We start from the raw sequence: 16,229 nt of genomic DNA, 5'->3' as shown, positions 1-16,229 counted from the left end.
TCTGTAATTTTTAGGGTAGAAAACTTTTTCTGCCCAGAGCATAGGTATAATCAATACCTGTTGTAAGGGCGATTTTAATGAAAGCCGATTTAGTGTGTATTACGGCTGGTGTTCTCTTATTCTGTTTTTAGCAATATCGAATATTCGCTGTTGAATCTATTCCTGATCTTCAGAGAATGCGTTCCAGCCGCGAGCAACAATCGGGATCTTTGTATTAGCTCTGGTGATGAGGTGAATGCCTTCTTTCACTTCGGTCATATGCCCGATCACGGTAAGGTTTGGATTCCCTTTGATTTTTGGATAATCTTCCTGAGCAATCGTGAAAAGCAATTCATAGTCTTCTCCTCCGCTGAGAGCAACTGTGGTACTGCTGATATTGAATTCTTCGCAGGTGTTTATTACTTGTGGGTCTAAAGGTATTTTATCCTCAAACAGATTGCAGCCAACATTCGATTGTTTGCAAAGGTGCAGTATTTCTGAAGAAAGTCCGTCACTGATATCGATCATGGAAGTTGGGAGAACATCCAGAGCTTCCAGTAATCTGGGTATATCAGCACGAGCTTCCGGTTTTAATTGTCGCTCGATAATATAGGAATACATCTCAAGATCTGGCTGATTCTTAGGATTCACTTTAAAAACTTCTTTTTCTCTTTGTAGTACCTGCAACCCTAAATAGGCGCCTCCCAGGTCACCCGTTACGACCAGCAGGTCATTGTTTCCAGCCGTATTTCTATAGACGATCTTATTGGAATCTGCAGTTCCTAAGGCAGTTACCGAGATAAGTAGCCCTTTGTTAGAAGAGGTGGTGTCACCTCCGACGAGATCGACGTTGTAGGTTTTACAGGCAAGATAGATTCCGGCATATAGCTCTTCAAGCGCTTCCAGCGGGAAACGATTGGAAACCGCAATTGAAACCGTTACCTGTGTGGGATTTGCATTCATTGCATATACATCGGAAAGATTAACCATGATCGCCTTATAGCCCAGATGTTTTAAAGGGATATAGGAAAGGTCGAAATGAACTCCTTCCACCAAAAGATCCGTAGTAACTACTGTGTTCTTTCCGTCATAATTCATCACGGCGGCATCATCACCTATACCCTTGATTGTTGACTCCATATTGGCAGGGAAGTCCTTAGTCAGATGTTCGATGAGTCCGAATTCTCCCATTTCGGTTATCGATGTTTTTTTCTGGTCTTTATCTTCGATCATGGTGCAAAGGTAATCAAAGGAGGTGTATTGGGTAAATGGATCGATGGAACAGGCTGAAATTTCCTGGTAGCAGGGATTTTAAGAGAAACAAATATGGCTTTTTCAGACCGAACAGGAAGTGATTGATGGCTGTATAGTTAACCTCTATACAGGCATTTATTATAATAATGTTATAAGCTATGGTATATCCTGTTTAAAATCTTATTTTTGTAGCCTATTTAGAAGTAATCTAATTGCGATGATAAAAGTTTCTGAAACAGCAAAAAAGAAAATTGCAGAGTTGATGACCGATGATGGATTCGATCCTCATCAGGACTTTGTTCGCGTAGGTGTGAAAAGCGGAGGTTGCAGCGGATTGTCTTATGAACTGAAGTTCGATAAGAACAGTGAGGATAATGATAAGGTTTTTGAAGATAACGAAGTAAAGATAATCGTTGATAAAAAAAGCTTTTTATATCTCGTGGGTACCACTCTTGAATATTCTGGCGGACTCAATGGAAAGGGTTTTGTATTTAACAACCCAAATGCACAACGCACATGTGGATGTGGTGAAAGTTTTTCACTTTAATATAGTTAGAAAGATTTGTAATGGCATATACTGAAGAAGAATTAAAGAAAGAACTCGAAACCAAGGAGTACGAATATGGTTTCTATACCGATATAGAATCTGAGACTTTTCCTGTTGGTTTAAATGAAGAGATCGTAAAGGCAATCTCCCTGAAGAAAGGAGAACCCTCCTGGATGACTGAATGGCGCCTCGAGGCCTATCGGGCATGGACTGAGATGGAGGAGCCGGAGTGGGCAAATGTTACTTATAAAAAGCCTGATTTTCAAGCGATCTCCTATTATTCTGCACCTAAGAAAAAGCCGCAATACGATAGCCTGGATGAAGTGGATCCAGAACTTCTGGACACTTTTAAGAAATTGGGTATATCTCTTGAAGAGCAGAAGAAGCTCGCCGGAGTAGCGGTTGATGTAGTGATGGATTCAGTTTCTGTAGCCACAACGTTTAAGAAGACATTGGCGGAAAAGGGGATCATATTTTGTTCGATTTCTGAAGCTATTAAAGAACATCCGGAACTCGTTAAAAAATATATCGGTTCTGTGGTGCCGAAGAAAGACAATTTTTATGCGGCTTTGAATTCAGCGGTATTTTCAGATGGTTCTTTCTGTTATATCCCAAAAGGAGTGAGGTGTCCTATGGAACTTTCTACATATTTCCGAATCAATCAGGCGGGTACAGGTCAGTTTGAACGTACACTGGTTATTGCAGATGAAGGAAGTTATGTGAGTTATCTGGAAGGTTGTACTGCCCCGATGCGAGATGAGAATCAATTGCACGCAGCGGTTGTGGAACTGGTCGCTCTTGATGATGCTGAAATAAAATACAGTACTGTTCAGAATTGGTTTCCTGGAGACAAAGAAGGGAAAGGTGGAGTTTTTAATTTCGTGACGAAACGCGGACTTTGTGAAACTAATGCCAAAATTAGCTGGACACAGGTGGAAACCGGTTCAGCCGTCACCTGGAAATATCCTTCCTGTATCTTGAAAGGAGATAATTCTGTGGGTGAGTTCTACTCTATCGCGGTTACTAATAATTATCAGCAGGCAGATACCGGTACCAAGATGATCCACTTAGGGAAGAATACCAAAAGTACCATTATCTCTAAAGGTATTTCGGCCGGTCGTTCTCAGAATAGTTATCGCGGACTTGTACAGATCAATAGTCGTGCAGCCAATGCAAGGAACTTTTCGCAGTGTGATTCACTGTTGATGGGTAATCAGTGCGGGGCTCATACATTCCCGTACATCGAGGCTAAGAATAAAACTGCTCAGATCGAGCATGAGGCTACTACCAGTAAAATTGGAGAAGATCAGATCTTTTATTGTAACCAAAGAGGTATCGATACTGAAAAAGCGATCGCTTTGATCGTGAATGGTTTCAGTAAAGAGGTCTTGAATAAACTTCCGATGGAGTTTGCAGTGGAAGCTCAAAAGTTATTGGAAATCTCCCTGGAAGGGTCAGTAGGTTAATTAAGTATAAACAGAGTTTTGAATATTTAATCCTGGAAATCAGGATTGTTAATAGATACATATGTTAAAGATTGAGAATTTACATGCGAATGTTGAAGGTAAGGAGATCTTAAAGGGTATTAACCTGGATGTGAAACCCGGAGAAGTACATGCCATAATGGGACCTAACGGTTCCGGTAAGAGTACACTTGCCTCTGTAATTGCAGGAAATGAAGATTTTGAGATCACGGAAGGTTCGGTACTTCTCGAAGGTGAAGAGCTTAATGAGCTGGCTCCGGAAGAGAGAGCGCACAAAGGTGTTTTCCTTTCTTTTCAATATCCTGTTGAAATTCCCGGTGTTACCGTAACGAATTTCCTTAAAACGGCGATCAATGAAACCAGAAAGGCAAAAGGACTTGAAGAGATGCCGGCTAATGAGATGTTGAAAAAGATCAGAGAGAAATCCGAATTACTTGAAATCGACAGAAAGTTCCTTTCACGTTCTCTTAATGAAGGTTTTTCCGGAGGAGAGAAGAAAAGAAACGAGATCTTCCAGATGGCAATGCTGGAGCCTAAACTGGCAATTCTCGATGAGACCGATTCAGGTCTTGATATCGACGCATTGAAAATTGTGGCTAATGGGGTAAACCGTCTGAAGAATGATGAAAATGCAGTGGTTGTGATCACACACTACCAGCGCTTACTCGATTATATAGTACCTGATTTTGTTCACGTGCTTCTCAATGGTAAGATCGTTAAATCCGGAGGAAAAGAACTGGCACTTGAACTGGAAGAAAAAGGTTACGACTGGATCAAGCAGGAGGCAACTGTATAAAAGGAAATCACAAGCATGGAATTAAAAGATAAACTGGTATCGTCCTTTATGGCATTTGAAGATACCGTAGATGTGAATCTACCGGTACATGAGGTCAGAAGTAAGGCGATAAAAGACTTTGAAAATCTCGGATTCCCTTCCAAAAAATTGGAGTCCTGGAAATATACGTCCTTAAGTAAGTTGCTTAAAAGTGATTACAGTGTGTTTCCAAAAAATGAATCATCTCTTGAATTCAAAGAAGTAAAAAAATATTTCATTCATGAGATCGATTCTTATAAGATCGTATTTATCGACGGAATCTATAGTTCACATCTGTCTGAGACTTCCCATGAAGGTCTTGACGTATGTTTGATGAGTGCTGCGCTGTCCAAGCCAAAGTACAAGATCATCATCGATAATTATTTCAATAAAATCGCGAAGACCGACGGTCTGACAGCTTTAAATACTGCATTTTCCCGTGAAGGAGCCTTTATAAATATTCCAAGAGGAAAAGTAGTGGAAAAACCGATCCAGATCCTGCACTTTTCTACAGGCAATGAATCTTCATTGCTATTGCAACCTCGGAATCTTATCGTTGTGGGTGAAAACGCGCATGTACAGATTATCGAAAGACATCAGAGTCTTACTGATAATCCAGTGCTTACAAACTCAGTAACAGAGATCTTTGCAAATAAAAGAGCGATCGTTGATTACTATAAAATTCAGAATGACAGACAATCTGCTTCACTGATCGATAATACTTTTATTTCACAGCAGCAGAATAGTCATGCGCTGGTGCATACCTTTTCGCTAGGGGGGAATGTGACCAGAAATAATCTTCAATTCTTCCATAAAGGAGAATATCTTGATTCTACCCTGAAAGGAGTCACTATTATTGGAGACAAACAGCATGTGGATCACAGTACGCTGGTGCATCATGCAACTCCGAACTGTGAGAGTCATCAGGATTATAAAGGGATCTATGCAGACAGAAGTACCGGAGTATTCAATGGTCAGATCATCGTTGAGAAGGAGGCACAGAAAACTAATGGATTCCAGCAGAATAACAATATCCTTATCGATGATACGGCAACGATCAATGCGAAACCACAACTTGAGATTTTTGCAGACGACGTAAAATGTTCGCATGGTTGTACCATTGGTCAGCTGGATGATGAAGCTATGTTTTATCTGAAATCAAGAGGTATTCCTGAAAAAGAGGCCAGAGCATTGCTGATGTATGCATTTGCAAATAATGTTCTGGAAAGCGTTAAGATACCAGAAGTTAAGCAACGTATCAATAAACTGATCGCTATGAAACTGGGAGTTAATCTCGGATTCGATCTGTAAGACGTATCAGCTTTTACTATACAGACCGGTATCTCTAAGTGCCGGTCTTTTTATTTTACCCGGGTAATAACGGGTACATATGGGTTTGTGATTTTTGTTAGATCGCGCTTACCCTCAGTTAAATACTTAGTACATTTGTGTAAACAGATCCTATGTTTGATATCAATAAAATAAGAGAAGACTTTCCCATTCTGAAGAGAAAGGTGAATGGTTATCCACTCGTATATTTCGACAATGCCGCGACTTCACAAACACCAAAGCAAGTCATTGATTGTATTGTTGATTATTATTCAAATTATAATGCAAATATTCATCGGGGGGTGCATTCATTGTCTCAGGAAGCAACCGATAAATATGAGCAAGCAAGAAATAAGATCAGAGGTCATTTCAATGCTGCCCGTTCCTATGAAATTATTTTTACATCAGGTACTACTCATGGAATTAATCTTGTCGCAAACGGATTCGGTTCTTTTTTAAAAGAAGGGGATGAACTGATCGTTTCAGCGATGGAACATCATTCTAACATCGTTCCCTGGCAAATGCTTTGTGAGCGAACCGGGGCAATTCTGAAGGTAATACCGATGGATGAAAATGGGGAGCTTATCATGAGTTCCTATAAGGAATTACTGAATGAAAATACAAAACTTGTTTTTTGTAATCATATTTCTAATGCTCTGGGGACTGTCAATCCGATAGAGGAGATCATACAACTCGCTCATAATGTAGGGGCTGCGGTATTGATCGATGGGGCTCAGGCTTGTCCTCACTTAAAACCGGATGTTCAGAAACTGGATGTTGATTTTTATGTCGCTTCAGCACATAAAATGTGCGGTCCTACTGGAGTAGGGGTTCTGTATGGTAAGGAGGAATGGTTAAATAAATTACCGCCTTATCAGGGGGGAGGTGAGATGATTGCTGAGGTTACCTTTGAAAAAACCACCTATGCAGATCTGCCTCACAAATTTGAAGCAGGAACACCGAATATCTGTGGAGGGATTGCTTTTGGAGCTGCTATTGACTATCTGAATTCCATTGGGATGGAGGAGATCATGGCATGGGAGCATGAGCTTTTAGAATATGCCACAAAGGCTTTGGAGGAAATAGAAGGTTTGCGTATCTATGGAACTTCAAAGCATAAAACATCGGTGATTTCGTTCAATATCGAAGGGGTACATCCCTATGATATCGGAACAATAGTTGATAAATTAGGGGTTGCCGTACGTACAGGTCACCATTGTGCGCAGCCGATCATGGATTATTTCAAAATACCGGGTACTGTACGGGCGAGCTTTGCCTTTTATAATACGAAAGAAGAGATAGATGTTCTTGTGGCTGCGGTCAAAAAAGCACATTTAATGCTGGCCTAACAGTTATATTTTCTCTGATCGATACCTTCTATAGTGCCATATACAGAAACAGTTGATTACGAAAGTGTGATGTTGTACTTTTGTTTAAAATAATGATTATGACAATAAAGGAAATTCAACAGGATATAGTAGATGAGTTTTCCATGTTCGATGACTGGATGCAACGATATGAGTATATGATCGAGTTGGGGAAGTCACTGCCATTGATCGATGACGCTTATAAAACAGATGATAATCTAATTAAAGGTTGTCAGAGTAAGGTTTGGGTGCATGCAGAATTATCAGATGAAAAGTTATTGTTCACTGCCGATAGTGATGCGATTATAACGAAAGGGATTATCGCTATACTCATCCGGGCTTTTTCGGGACATAAACCTCAGGAGATCATCAATGCAGATACTGCATTCATCGATGAGATCGGACTCAAGGAGCATTTGTCACCAACACGAGCTAATGGTTTGGTGAATATGATCAAACAATTAAAAATGTATGCGATCGCATACCAGACGCAATTAAACTAAGAGAATAATGAGCACAGCCACAGATACAACTGAATTAGGAGAAAAGATTGTCAGAGTTCTAAAGACGATTTATGATCCGGAGATCCCTGTAGATATCTATGAATTGGGATTGATTTATGATGTTTTCGTAAATGAAGACCAAGAGGTTAAGGTTTTAATGACTCTTACCACTCCAAATTGTCCGGTTGCGGAAACACTTCCCGTAGAGGTTGAAGAAAAAATTAAAAGCATCGATGATGTAAAGGATGCAGAGGTAGAGATAACCTTTGATCCACCATGGAGCCAGGATCTGATGAGCGAGGAAGCAAAGCTGGAACTCGGCTTGTTATAATTTAAGTCAACTCAAATGGAGGAGATCAGAAATAGAGTAGCAGAAAGCAAATTAGTCACCCTCGATCTGGAGGATCTCTATCCGGTTGGAGAAAGGGTCGGACTGGATATCAGTGATTGGTTGTATGAAGGATTGATACTGCGGGAGAAGGATTTTAGAGAACGTGCTGACACCTATAATTGGGAACAATATCGCGATAAGTATGTTGCGATTTATTGCAGTTCAGATACGATATTGCCAGCATGGGCGATAATGTTCCTTTCTACGCGATTACAAGGTATTGCAAAGAAAGTGGTTGCAGGAGATTTTAAAATGCTTGAAACTGTTATTTTTCAGGATCTTATACGGGATTTCGATGTGTCTCAATATGAGAATAAGCCTGTGATCGTAAAAGGTTGTTCTAAGAAGCCGGTTCCTGAAAATGCATATTTACAGTTGCTCGCAAAATTGCAACCTGTGGCGAAAAGTATCATGTATGGGGAGGCTTGCTCTTCAGTGCCGTTAGTTAAGCGAAAATAATAGCTTTCTGTAGCACTAACTTTTTTGGCATTTTTTATATCAGTATATTTAATCACTGTAAAATCAACAACTTAAGTGTTTCTGGATGAAAATGAAGTATCTACTCCCTATCTTCCTGTTTTTTGTTTCAATAACAGGTTATTCCCAAACATTAGATGAGCTCAAAGAGGTTCAAAAATTAAAAAAGGATTCTATTAGTGATATTCAAAAAAGAGTCGACGCCTTGCAAAGCAAGATTGATAAATATCCTGGTTGGCGATACGGTGCTTTTGGTACTATAGGAATAAGTCTTTCTGAATTTGATAAGTGGTATTCTCAAGGAACACCCAATGTTTCCTCCGGTAAGATTGGCGGTACGGTCAATCTTTATGCAAACCTGAACCAGGAAAAGTATTTCTGGCGTAATTCAGCACTGATCAATTTGTCATGGTTGAAATACGATGATAAGGATGATCCAAATGATGATGATAGTTATCGCGAGGCTACGGATGTTTTTAATATTTCAAGTTTATATGGTTATAAATTATCCAGCAAATTTGCCGCTTCAGCCTTGATGGAATATCGAACCACGATTCTGAGTAATTTTAATGATCCTGGATATCTTGATCTGGGTATTGGTGCTACATGGACTCCTCTCAATGATCTTGTGGTTGTATTTCACCCTTTGAACTATAACCTCGTATTTAGTGACGAAGATAACATCTATACTTCATCTGCAGGTTGTAAGATCCTTGCGGATTATAACAGGAAGTTTGGAGCTCTGAGTATAAAATCCAATCTCTCTGTTTTTATGAGTTATAAGGATAGTAATTATTCGAACTGGACCTGGACGAATGCCTTTGGGTATACCTTATGGAAAAATATAGGAGTAGGGTTTGAGTTTGCGCTCAGAGATAATCAGCAGGAAGCACTCGATTATGCGCTGAATACCATTGGTAATGCTGACGCAACTTTCGATAATATCGATAATGATATCCAGTCTTATTGGATTTTTGGACTTAATTATAATTTCTAGGAAATTGTAATTCTTATAAAAAAAGCCTGGAGGAATCCAGGCTTATTCTTTTGTATCAAGATCTTCGTGATATTCGGGATACAGGAAATTATTATAAGGGAACCGGGTGATATGTATTTCACGAACCGCTTCATATACCTTCTTTCTGAATTCCTCCAGATTTTCTTTATTCAATGCTGAGATAAATAGTGCGTTATCTCCTATTCGGTTCATCCAGCTTTTTTTCCATTCTTCCAGTGTGAAGTGTTTGCTGGTCTTCTCAGTCATCAGGTCATCATCTTCGATGGTTTCATGTTTATAGGCATCGATTTTATTAAAGACCATAATGGTTGGTTTATCTGCGCTGTCTATCTCATCCAGGATCTTATTCACTGATGCGATATGTTCTTCAAAATTTGGATGAGAGATGTCGACCACATGGAGTAACAGATCTGCTTCACGTACTTCATCAAGCGTACTCTTGAATGATTCTACCAGTTGAGTGGGTAATTTCCTGATGAATCCTACTGTGTCACTTAACAGAAACGGAAGGTTGCCGATGACCACTTTTCGTACCGTAGTATCGAGAGTCGCGAATAATTTATTTTCTGCAAAGACATTGCTTTTGCTAATAACATTCATCAAAGTGGATTTGCCGACATTCGTGTAACCGATCAAAGCGACTCTGACAAGTGCTCCCCGGTTACCCCGTTGTGTTTCCATTTGTTTGTCAATTTTTTGCAGCTTTTGTTTTAAAAGTGCAATTCGGTCTCTTACGATCCTTCGGTCAGTTTCGATCTCCGTTTCACCCGGTCCTCGCATACCGATACCACCACGTTGCCTTTCAAGGTGAGTCCATAAACCGGCCAATCTTGGCAAAAGGTATTGATATTGTGCCAATTCAACCTGAGTTCGGGCATAACTGGTCTGTGCCCGTTGTGCAAAAATATCCAGAATCAGACTCGTTCGATCCAGAATCTTCGCTTTTAATATGCGTTCTATATTCTTTTGTTGAGCAGGGGTAAGTTCGTCATCGAAAATTACGGTCCCGATCTCATTTTCTTTTACGAATGTTTCGACCTCCTCCATCTTTCCTGTCCCGATGAAAGTTTTCGGGTTAGGAACATCTATCTTTTGGGTGAAGCGTTTCTGAACTTCGCCTCCGGCAGTATAGGCAAGGAACTCCAGTTCATCCAGATATTCATTGGATTTTTCCTCGTTCTGCTCCTGGTTGATCACTCCGATGAGTACTACCTTTTCATAGTCTAAATTCTTCTTTTCAAGCATATGATGAAATAAAGTACAAAGGTAGTCAATTGATTTTTTATTACTTTTAATTGATGAAAAAGAAGGAGCTCCATACTGTTGCATTTTACAATCTTGAGAATTTATTTGATACTGAGAACAATCCGTATATTCTGGATGAAGAATTCACGCCGGAAGGTGATAGAGAGTGGGATGATGAACGCTATGAGAATAAACTTTATAAACTAGGTCAGGCGATTGCAGGGATTGGATTCAAAGAGTCGAATCTTCCACCGGCCGTTGTTGGCGTTGCAGAAGCCGAAAATGACCGTGTACTTACTGACCTGTTGAATTCACATCATCTATCCGATCTCGATTATGACTTCGTTCATTTTGATTCTCCTGACGAAAGAGGGATCGATACTGCATTATTGTATGATAGAACACGTTTTGAAGTTTTCGAAGCGTATACCGAACCTGTAATGATTACAGATGACAGATCAGGACAGCGCGACTATACCAGGGATGTGCTTCGTGTTACCGGCGAATTGAACGGTGAACGAATTCATGTCATCGTGAATCACTGGCCGTCCAGAAGAGAAGGTATGGGCGTTACCGATTATAAACGGATCGAAGCTGCCAAAACCGTGCATTTCGTCATGAATGGTATTAAAGAAAAGGAGAATGACCCTTCATTTATTATTATGGGGGATTTTAATGATGACCCTTTTTCAACAAGTATAAAGGAATATTTATTGACTGGGGAGCTGTATAATCCGATGGAGAATTTAATCGATCCATATAACCGAGGTAGCCTGGTGCATAATTCAAGATGGAATCTTTTCGATCAGATCATTTTTTCTAAAAAATTTCTTCAACCCAATCGGTCAGGCATGCACAGTTATGAAAGTTCCAATATTTATAATGATATCATGCTTCGCGAGTGGAAAGGAAAATATAAGGATACGCCTTTCAGAACGTTTGTGGGTGAGCGATATTTTGGCGGAGTTAGTGATCATTTCCCGGTATATATTCAGTTGAAAAGAAATTAATTCTTACATACTGCAACTCAGAATCTTACAATTTCAGATTACTTTTTAGATACTTGAAGCTACTTTTTGTAGGAAAAGTTATAGAAATTGGATATATGGACAGAAATATCCGATAAAATGCATTTTTATTAGTTGTAAAAGATTACAAATAATAAGGAATATTACCACATATATGGGTTTTTTTAGAATAAATCCAAAATTTTAGGTGTATTTCATCGAAAAAAACGTCCTTTTAATCGTACAATACGTGTTAAATTTTACATTAGTATGACTAATCCAAATCCACTGTTATGAAAACTGACCTACTTAAGCTTCTGGTGTGCCCTGTCGCCCTTGCAGTTTTTGCATTCAGCACAGACAGTGTAAATGCTCAGAGCAAGAACGAATGCGGGAATGCCCCATATTATCCCGCAAGTTCTGTCGCCAGATTAAAGGAGCTTGCAGTCAGATTTCAGGATAGAGCCATAGCTAACAAGGCTGAGGCCCTTGAAATGGCAACTAAAAAAGGGTGGGTTACCTCCAAAGAGTTAGGTGACGGAGGGTTTATTGAACTTCAAAAAATTGGACCGGATGGAGCCCCAGTTTACTATACCACATATAATGATGTTGTGGTACAGACATCTCGGTCCAATTCTCTTTATGCGAATGGCGATCTTTCCCTGGATCTGGATGGTACAGGAATGTTAGTAGGTGTATGGGATAGTGGTAAGGCACTGATGGATCACCAGGAACTCGTTGGCAGGGTAGTAGCTGGAGATAACTCAAAAAGAGTTAGTGATCACGCTACTCATGTTATGGGAACGTTATTGGCTGCTGGTGTTGATCCGGTGGCAAAAGGTGTAGCTTATAATGCACAGGGAGTTTCTTATGACTGGACAAAAGATGAAGGAGAAGTGGCTGATGCTGCTGCAGGGGGGCTTCTATTATCAAATCACTCTTACGGAATTAGTGGAAAATCGATACCGGATTGGTATTTTGGAACCTATATCTATCAGGCTAAGGATTGGGATGAGATCATGTATAATGCTCCTTACTATCTGATGGTTACAGCAGCCGGTAATACACAGGGTATGGGTTATAATGATGATCCTAATTATGGTAGCCGAAAGGATGGCTATGATCTGCTTTTAGGATTTGCTGTAGCTAAGAATGGAATTACAGTTGCGGCTTCGGAAAGTGCTGAGATCGATGAATCAGGAAATCTGATCTCATCAAAGATCGCTTCATTCAGTAATTATGGACCTACGGATGATGGCAGGATCAAGCCGGATATCACGGGTGCAGGAGTTAATATTTATTCCAGTTACGGAGATGCAACAGATGACTATAGAACAATGTCTGGAACTTCCATGGCTTCGCCAGGTGTGACGGGAGCATTGACCTTATTGCAACAATACTATTACAATATATATGGATCTTATATGAAAGCATCAACCCTGAAGGGGCTGGCGCTGCATACCGCTGATGAAGCAGGTGATTTTGATGGTCCGGATCCTGTCTTTGGATGGGGAATCATCAATGATAAGAAGGCGGCTACCACTTTAATGAACAACGACCTTAAAAGTCTGGTTCAGGAAAAGTCCTTGTCTGATGGAGGAACGTATTCATTTGAGGTAACGGCTGATGAGGGAAAAACCCTCATGGCTTCGATTTCCTGGACTGATCCAGCGAATCCTAAAGAATATAATCGTTGGATGGACAGCAGTGAAGCTGTTCTGGTTAATGATCTTGATATCAGGATTAAACAGGATGGTAAAACCTTTAAGCCCTGGAAATTATCCATGAGTAATTTAAAAGGAGGAGCAGTACGTGGAGATAACATAGTTGATCCTTTCGAAAAGATTGAAATTCCAAATGCTAGTGGTACGTATACTATTACCATTTCACATAAAGGTAAGCTCTACACTGCAGAACAAGATTATTCGATCGTTGTTACCGGGATTAAGGTTAGCGATTGTGAGGCTGACGTTCCGCAGAATTTGAAAGCGCAAACCCTGGATGAAAATAATGTTAAAGTTTCCTGGACAGGTTCAACCGATGCTCTTTATGAAATTGAATACAAACTCACCGATTCTGATGAATGGACTACTGAAATGACGACGGATGAGGAATATTTGATTACCGGGTTGCTCGCAAATGAGAATTATGATTTTCGCGTACGTTCACTTTGTACAGCATTAATCGGTTCTGATTACAGCAATTCTATTGAGTTTTCCACCATAATAAGAGACGAGGTTCCCCCAACCGTTCCTTTAGATATAAGAATTCAAATGATCACGAGCTATTCGGTAGAAATCGAATGGGATCCATCTCAGGATGATAAGAGTGATTTGGTATTGTATAATATTTATCTTGATGGAAAGCTTCATACTAAAAATTATAAAGGCACAAAGATCAATCTTAACGGATTGGACCCGAACAGGACCTATCAGATTCAGTTAAATGCCGTTGACGAAAGCGATAATATTTCTGCGTTTACCGATATCTACAGCGCAACTACATTACGGGACGATCTTCTGAAAAATGAAGATTCCGATGATGATTTACACGGGGTAGGTGATTGGGTAACGGTAACTAAGAATCAGATCGATGCGCAAGGTTACGCTTATAATCCTAATATCCTTGCCAGTCTTTCTACACCAACTATTTCGCTCAATGCGAGAAGTGGAATACTTACCGTGTATCAGAATCCCGTAAATAAGACGATTGCTGTCGATGCTACGGCGGATAATAAGGAATATCAGATCTTTAATGCTTCGGGAAGAATTGTATATACAGGATATGGCTTCCGTAAAAATATTGACGTCTCTAACTATCCAACCGGTTTATACATTGTAACCGTGGTTGAGGATGGAAAGATTCGTGCAAAAAAGTTTATGCTTAATAAATAAGCAATCTAATCTCGTAAGTTAGTTTCTTTAGCGGTGGAGGATCTCCGATTGATCAAGGAGATCCTCGCCCATGAAACGTAAGAGTACCTGTGCTACCGCTACCACATCCTTTTCGCAATATCTGACGATCTTTTCGATGTCGTTATCTTCATAATATACGTTTCTTACCATGCTGCCATCAATATCGTCTTTTGGCGATGGAATATGGAGTACATTAGTTAAAAGATTTAATGAGGTGTAATTTTTAAAATCTCCGAACTTCCAGAGTTCCATAGTATCCAAATGCGGTATTTCCCAGGGTTTCTTACCGAAAAGATTCAATTTATTCGGGAGTTTAAGTCCATTAATGATCATACGTCTTGCGATATACGGGAAATCAAATTCCTTTGCATTGTGACCGCATAATAATTGTTGTGGTGAATTGTAATGATTATTGATGAGTTCGGAGAATTCCCCTAGTAATGCTTGTTCCTCACCTGCAAAAGAAGTAACCCTGAATTGGCGACCACCACCGCGATAAGTGAAAAAGCCAACGGAAATACAAATTATTTTGCCAAACTCTGCCCATATACCTGCGCGATCATAAAATTCTTCAGCGGTATATTCTTCTTTTCGTTGAAATTTTGATTTCAATTCCCAAAGTTCTTTCATTTTGGGGGACAATTCTTCAAATGTGGCAGCCTCAGGTACCGTTTCAATATCTAGGAATAAAATATTCTCAAGGGATAGATTGTTGATCATTGTTTAACATTTGGTAAGATTCATCAATATAAGTCAGTATATCTGAACGGAAATTACTTTTAGGGTCTCTGGGAGCAGAACGATGACCCAGCCTTGTGATTATAAGATCATCCTCAGGCTGTACGATAACATATTGTCCTAGATGTCCACGCATCATAAAAAAATCCTTTTCCTTATAGTGCAATAGCCAAAGTCCGTAACCGTATTGAGGACTCTCTTTAAATCGGGGTTGCTTAGATCGTGCTACAAAGGCTGAATCTAACAAGGGTACTCCATTCCATTTTCCATAATCCTTGTAGAGCCTTCCGAATCGGCTAAAATCTCTGGCAGTAGCGGCAATACAACAATAGGCCTTTTCCATGCCTGAATTGTCGCTATCAAGCTGCCACAAGGCATTAGTTGTAATTCCTAAGGGTATCCAGAAGGAAGAGGAGAGATATTCTGATAGCGGCTTTCCGGTAGCTTTTTCAAGGATCATTCCGAGTAGCTCTGTATTGCAGCTCTGATATTTATAATGTTTTCCCGGTTCTTCTTTAATCTTGAGACTGAGGATTAGTTCCCTCAGGTCTTTTGAAAAATAGGATCGTGTTGAAACAGAAAACGGCGAATAATAAGACTCATCCCAGTCGAGCCCACTACTCATTGTGGAGAGGTCGCCGATGGTCAGGTGATTTTGGAAGGGAGATTCGAATTGAGGAAAGAAATCGGTAACAGGTTGATCAAGACCTTTAATATAGCCTTCGGAGATCGCTTTACCTAATAATGCAGAGACTATGGTTTTGGCCATGGAGAAAGAATTGCTGATCTCATTTTCGTCAAAACTATCATAATAGGATTCGTGCCAAATACTATCATTTTTTATGATCAGGAATGCTGTTGTTCCGAGTTCAATATTGATTTTTTTTAATTTCTCCGTTTGCTGGATCTGATTAAATAGTTCATGTTCAGGCCAGGTATTGCTGGTATTTGATCCCTGAATAATGCGGTTGTCAAATTCTTGGTAATCTTTCAAAAAGGCTGTGGTATGTCCGTTGAAATAGACAGTCTTGACGGCAGTGATTATATAGCCATAATTAAAAGCATATAGAGAAACCACAGTTAATCCGAAAAAAATTAGAAAGGACACGAGTGTGTTTCTGAGCAATTTCATTTTTTCGAATTTTTGAACGGAAGGCTTCT

The 16,229-nt window shown here is 39.8% G+C and carries 15 protein-coding genes; 11 read left to right on the top strand and 4 right to left on the bottom strand.

Annotation, left to right across the window (positions count from 1 at the left end):
• Positions 1–156: 156 nt before the first annotated feature.
• Complete coding sequence (gene thiL, locus DMZ48_RS01485; RefSeq protein WP_143953328.1) at positions 157–1,212, bottom strand: thiamine-phosphate kinase; 1,056 nt, start codon at positions 1,210–1,212, stop codon at positions 157–159.
• Positions 1,213–1,450: 238 nt separating this feature from the next.
• Between thiL and DMZ48_RS01480 the strand changes: the two genes are divergently transcribed.
• From DMZ48_RS01480 to DMZ48_RS01440, 9 genes are all read left to right on the top strand, one after another.
• The gene (locus DMZ48_RS01480; protein ID WP_143953327.1) at positions 1,451–1,780 is read left to right on the top strand and encodes a HesB/IscA family protein; all 330 of its coding nucleotides are present in this window, start codon (positions 1,451–1,453) and stop codon (positions 1,778–1,780) included.
• 20 nt (positions 1,781–1,800) lie between these two features.
• The gene (gene sufB / locus DMZ48_RS01475) at positions 1,801–3,246 is read left to right on the top strand and encodes a Fe-S cluster assembly protein SufB (protein WP_143953326.1); all 1,446 of its coding nucleotides are present in this window, start codon (positions 1,801–1,803) and stop codon (positions 3,244–3,246) included.
• 61 nt (positions 3,247–3,307) lie between these two features.
• On the top strand, positions 3,308–4,060 hold the full coding sequence (gene sufC / locus DMZ48_RS01470; RefSeq protein WP_143953325.1) for a Fe-S cluster assembly ATPase SufC: 753 nt from the start codon (positions 3,308–3,310) through the stop codon (positions 4,058–4,060).
• Positions 4,061–4,075: 15 nt separating this feature from the next.
• Entirely contained in the window at positions 4,076–5,389 is a 1,314-nt protein-coding gene (gene sufD, locus DMZ48_RS01465) for a Fe-S cluster assembly protein SufD (protein WP_143953324.1), read from the top strand.
• Positions 5,390–5,541: 152 nt separating this feature from the next.
• Positions 5,542–6,756, top strand: coding sequence for an aminotransferase class V-fold PLP-dependent enzyme (locus DMZ48_RS01460; RefSeq protein ID WP_143953323.1), 1,215 nt, complete (start codon positions 5,542–5,544; stop codon positions 6,754–6,756).
• A gap of 98 nt (positions 6,757–6,854) precedes the next feature.
• Positions 6,855–7,277, top strand: coding sequence for a SufE family protein (locus tag DMZ48_RS01455; protein WP_143953322.1), 423 nt, complete (start codon positions 6,855–6,857; stop codon positions 7,275–7,277).
• 7 nt (positions 7,278–7,284) lie between these two features.
• The gene (locus DMZ48_RS01450; RefSeq protein ID WP_143953321.1) at positions 7,285–7,608 is read left to right on the top strand and encodes an SUF system Fe-S cluster assembly protein; all 324 of its coding nucleotides are present in this window, start codon (positions 7,285–7,287) and stop codon (positions 7,606–7,608) included.
• A 15-nt stretch (positions 7,609–7,623) separates the two neighbouring features.
• Positions 7,624–8,127: a DUF2480 family protein gene (locus DMZ48_RS01445; protein WP_143953320.1), complete on the top strand. Its 504-nt coding sequence runs from the start codon at positions 7,624–7,626 to the stop codon at positions 8,125–8,127.
• A 91-nt stretch (positions 8,128–8,218) separates the two neighbouring features.
• The gene (locus tag DMZ48_RS01440; protein WP_143953319.1) at positions 8,219–9,142 is read left to right on the top strand and encodes a DUF3078 domain-containing protein; all 924 of its coding nucleotides are present in this window, start codon (positions 8,219–8,221) and stop codon (positions 9,140–9,142) included.
• Between the two features lie 42 nt (positions 9,143–9,184).
• Here the strand turns inward: DMZ48_RS01440 and hflX are convergent, their stop codons facing one another.
• Positions 9,185–10,408: a GTPase HflX gene (hflX, locus tag DMZ48_RS01435; protein ID WP_143953318.1), complete on the bottom strand. Its 1,224-nt coding sequence runs from the start codon at positions 10,406–10,408 to the stop codon at positions 9,185–9,187.
• Between the two features lie 53 nt (positions 10,409–10,461).
• Between hflX and DMZ48_RS01430 the strand changes: the two genes are divergently transcribed.
• On the top strand, positions 10,462–11,418 hold the full coding sequence (locus DMZ48_RS01430; protein WP_143953317.1) for an endonuclease/exonuclease/phosphatase family protein: 957 nt from the start codon (positions 10,462–10,464) through the stop codon (positions 11,416–11,418).
• 290 nt (positions 11,419–11,708) lie between these two features.
• On the top strand, positions 11,709–14,309 hold the full coding sequence (locus DMZ48_RS01425; RefSeq protein ID WP_143953316.1) for a S8 family serine peptidase: 2,601 nt from the start codon (positions 11,709–11,711) through the stop codon (positions 14,307–14,309).
• Between the two features lie 27 nt (positions 14,310–14,336).
• Here the strand turns inward: DMZ48_RS01425 and DMZ48_RS01420 are convergent, their stop codons facing one another.
• Positions 14,337–15,050: a 3'-5' exonuclease gene (locus DMZ48_RS01420; protein ID WP_143953315.1), complete on the bottom strand. Its 714-nt coding sequence runs from the start codon at positions 15,048–15,050 to the stop codon at positions 14,337–14,339.
• Positions 15,028–16,200, bottom strand: a complete 1,173-nt coding sequence (locus DMZ48_RS01415; protein WP_143953314.1) for a serine hydrolase domain-containing protein — start codon at positions 16,198–16,200, stop codon at positions 15,028–15,030. Before DMZ48_RS01415 ends, DMZ48_RS01420 begins: the two co-directional genes overlap by 23 nt.
• Between the last annotated feature and the right edge of the window lie 29 nt (positions 16,201–16,229).

Origin of the sequence: Robertkochia solimangrovi (assembly GCF_007279655.1) — a bacterium.
Lineage (GTDB): Bacteria > Bacteroidota > Bacteroidia > Flavobacteriales > Flavobacteriaceae > Robertkochia > Robertkochia solimangrovi.
Note: the sequence above shows the minus strand (reverse complement) of the source record. Positions and strands in the feature narration are given on the sequence as shown.

Coding starts and splice junctions, on each gene's coding strand:
- DMZ48_RS01425 (WP_143953316.1), top strand. CDS start 11,709: ATGAAAACTGACCTACTTAAGCTTCTGGTGTGCCCTGTCGCCCTTGCA.
- sufD (WP_143953324.1), top strand. CDS start 4,076: ATGGAATTAAAAGATAAACTGGTATCGTCCTTTATGGCATTTGAAGAT.
- sufB (WP_143953326.1), top strand. CDS start 1,801: ATGGCATATACTGAAGAAGAATTAAAGAAAGAACTCGAAACCAAGGAG.
- DMZ48_RS01455 (WP_143953322.1), top strand. CDS start 6,855: ATGACAATAAAGGAAATTCAACAGGATATAGTAGATGAGTTTTCCATG.
- DMZ48_RS01440 (WP_143953319.1), top strand. CDS start 8,219: ATGAAGTATCTACTCCCTATCTTCCTGTTTTTTGTTTCAATAACAGGT.
- DMZ48_RS01480 (WP_143953327.1), top strand. CDS start 1,451: ATGATAAAAGTTTCTGAAACAGCAAAAAAGAAAATTGCAGAGTTGATG.
- hflX (WP_143953318.1), bottom strand. CDS start 10,408: ATGCTTGAAAAGAAGAATTTAGACTATGAAAAGGTAGTACTCATCGGA.
- thiL (WP_143953328.1), bottom strand. CDS start 1,212: ATGATCGAAGATAAAGACCAGAAAAAAACATCGATAACCGAAATGGGA.
- DMZ48_RS01445 (WP_143953320.1), top strand. CDS start 7,624: ATGGAGGAGATCAGAAATAGAGTAGCAGAAAGCAAATTAGTCACCCTC.
- DMZ48_RS01415 (WP_143953314.1), bottom strand. CDS start 16,200: ATGAAATTGCTCAGAAACACACTCGTGTCCTTTCTAATTTTTTTCGGA.
- sufC (WP_143953325.1), top strand. CDS start 3,308: ATGTTAAAGATTGAGAATTTACATGCGAATGTTGAAGGTAAGGAGATC.
- DMZ48_RS01450 (WP_143953321.1), top strand. CDS start 7,285: ATGAGCACAGCCACAGATACAACTGAATTAGGAGAAAAGATTGTCAGA.
- DMZ48_RS01420 (WP_143953315.1), bottom strand. CDS start 15,050: ATGATCAACAATCTATCCCTTGAGAATATTTTATTCCTAGATATTGAA.
- DMZ48_RS01460 (WP_143953323.1), top strand. CDS start 5,542: ATGTTTGATATCAATAAAATAAGAGAAGACTTTCCCATTCTGAAGAGA.
- DMZ48_RS01430 (WP_143953317.1), top strand. CDS start 10,462: ATGAAAAAGAAGGAGCTCCATACTGTTGCATTTTACAATCTTGAGAAT.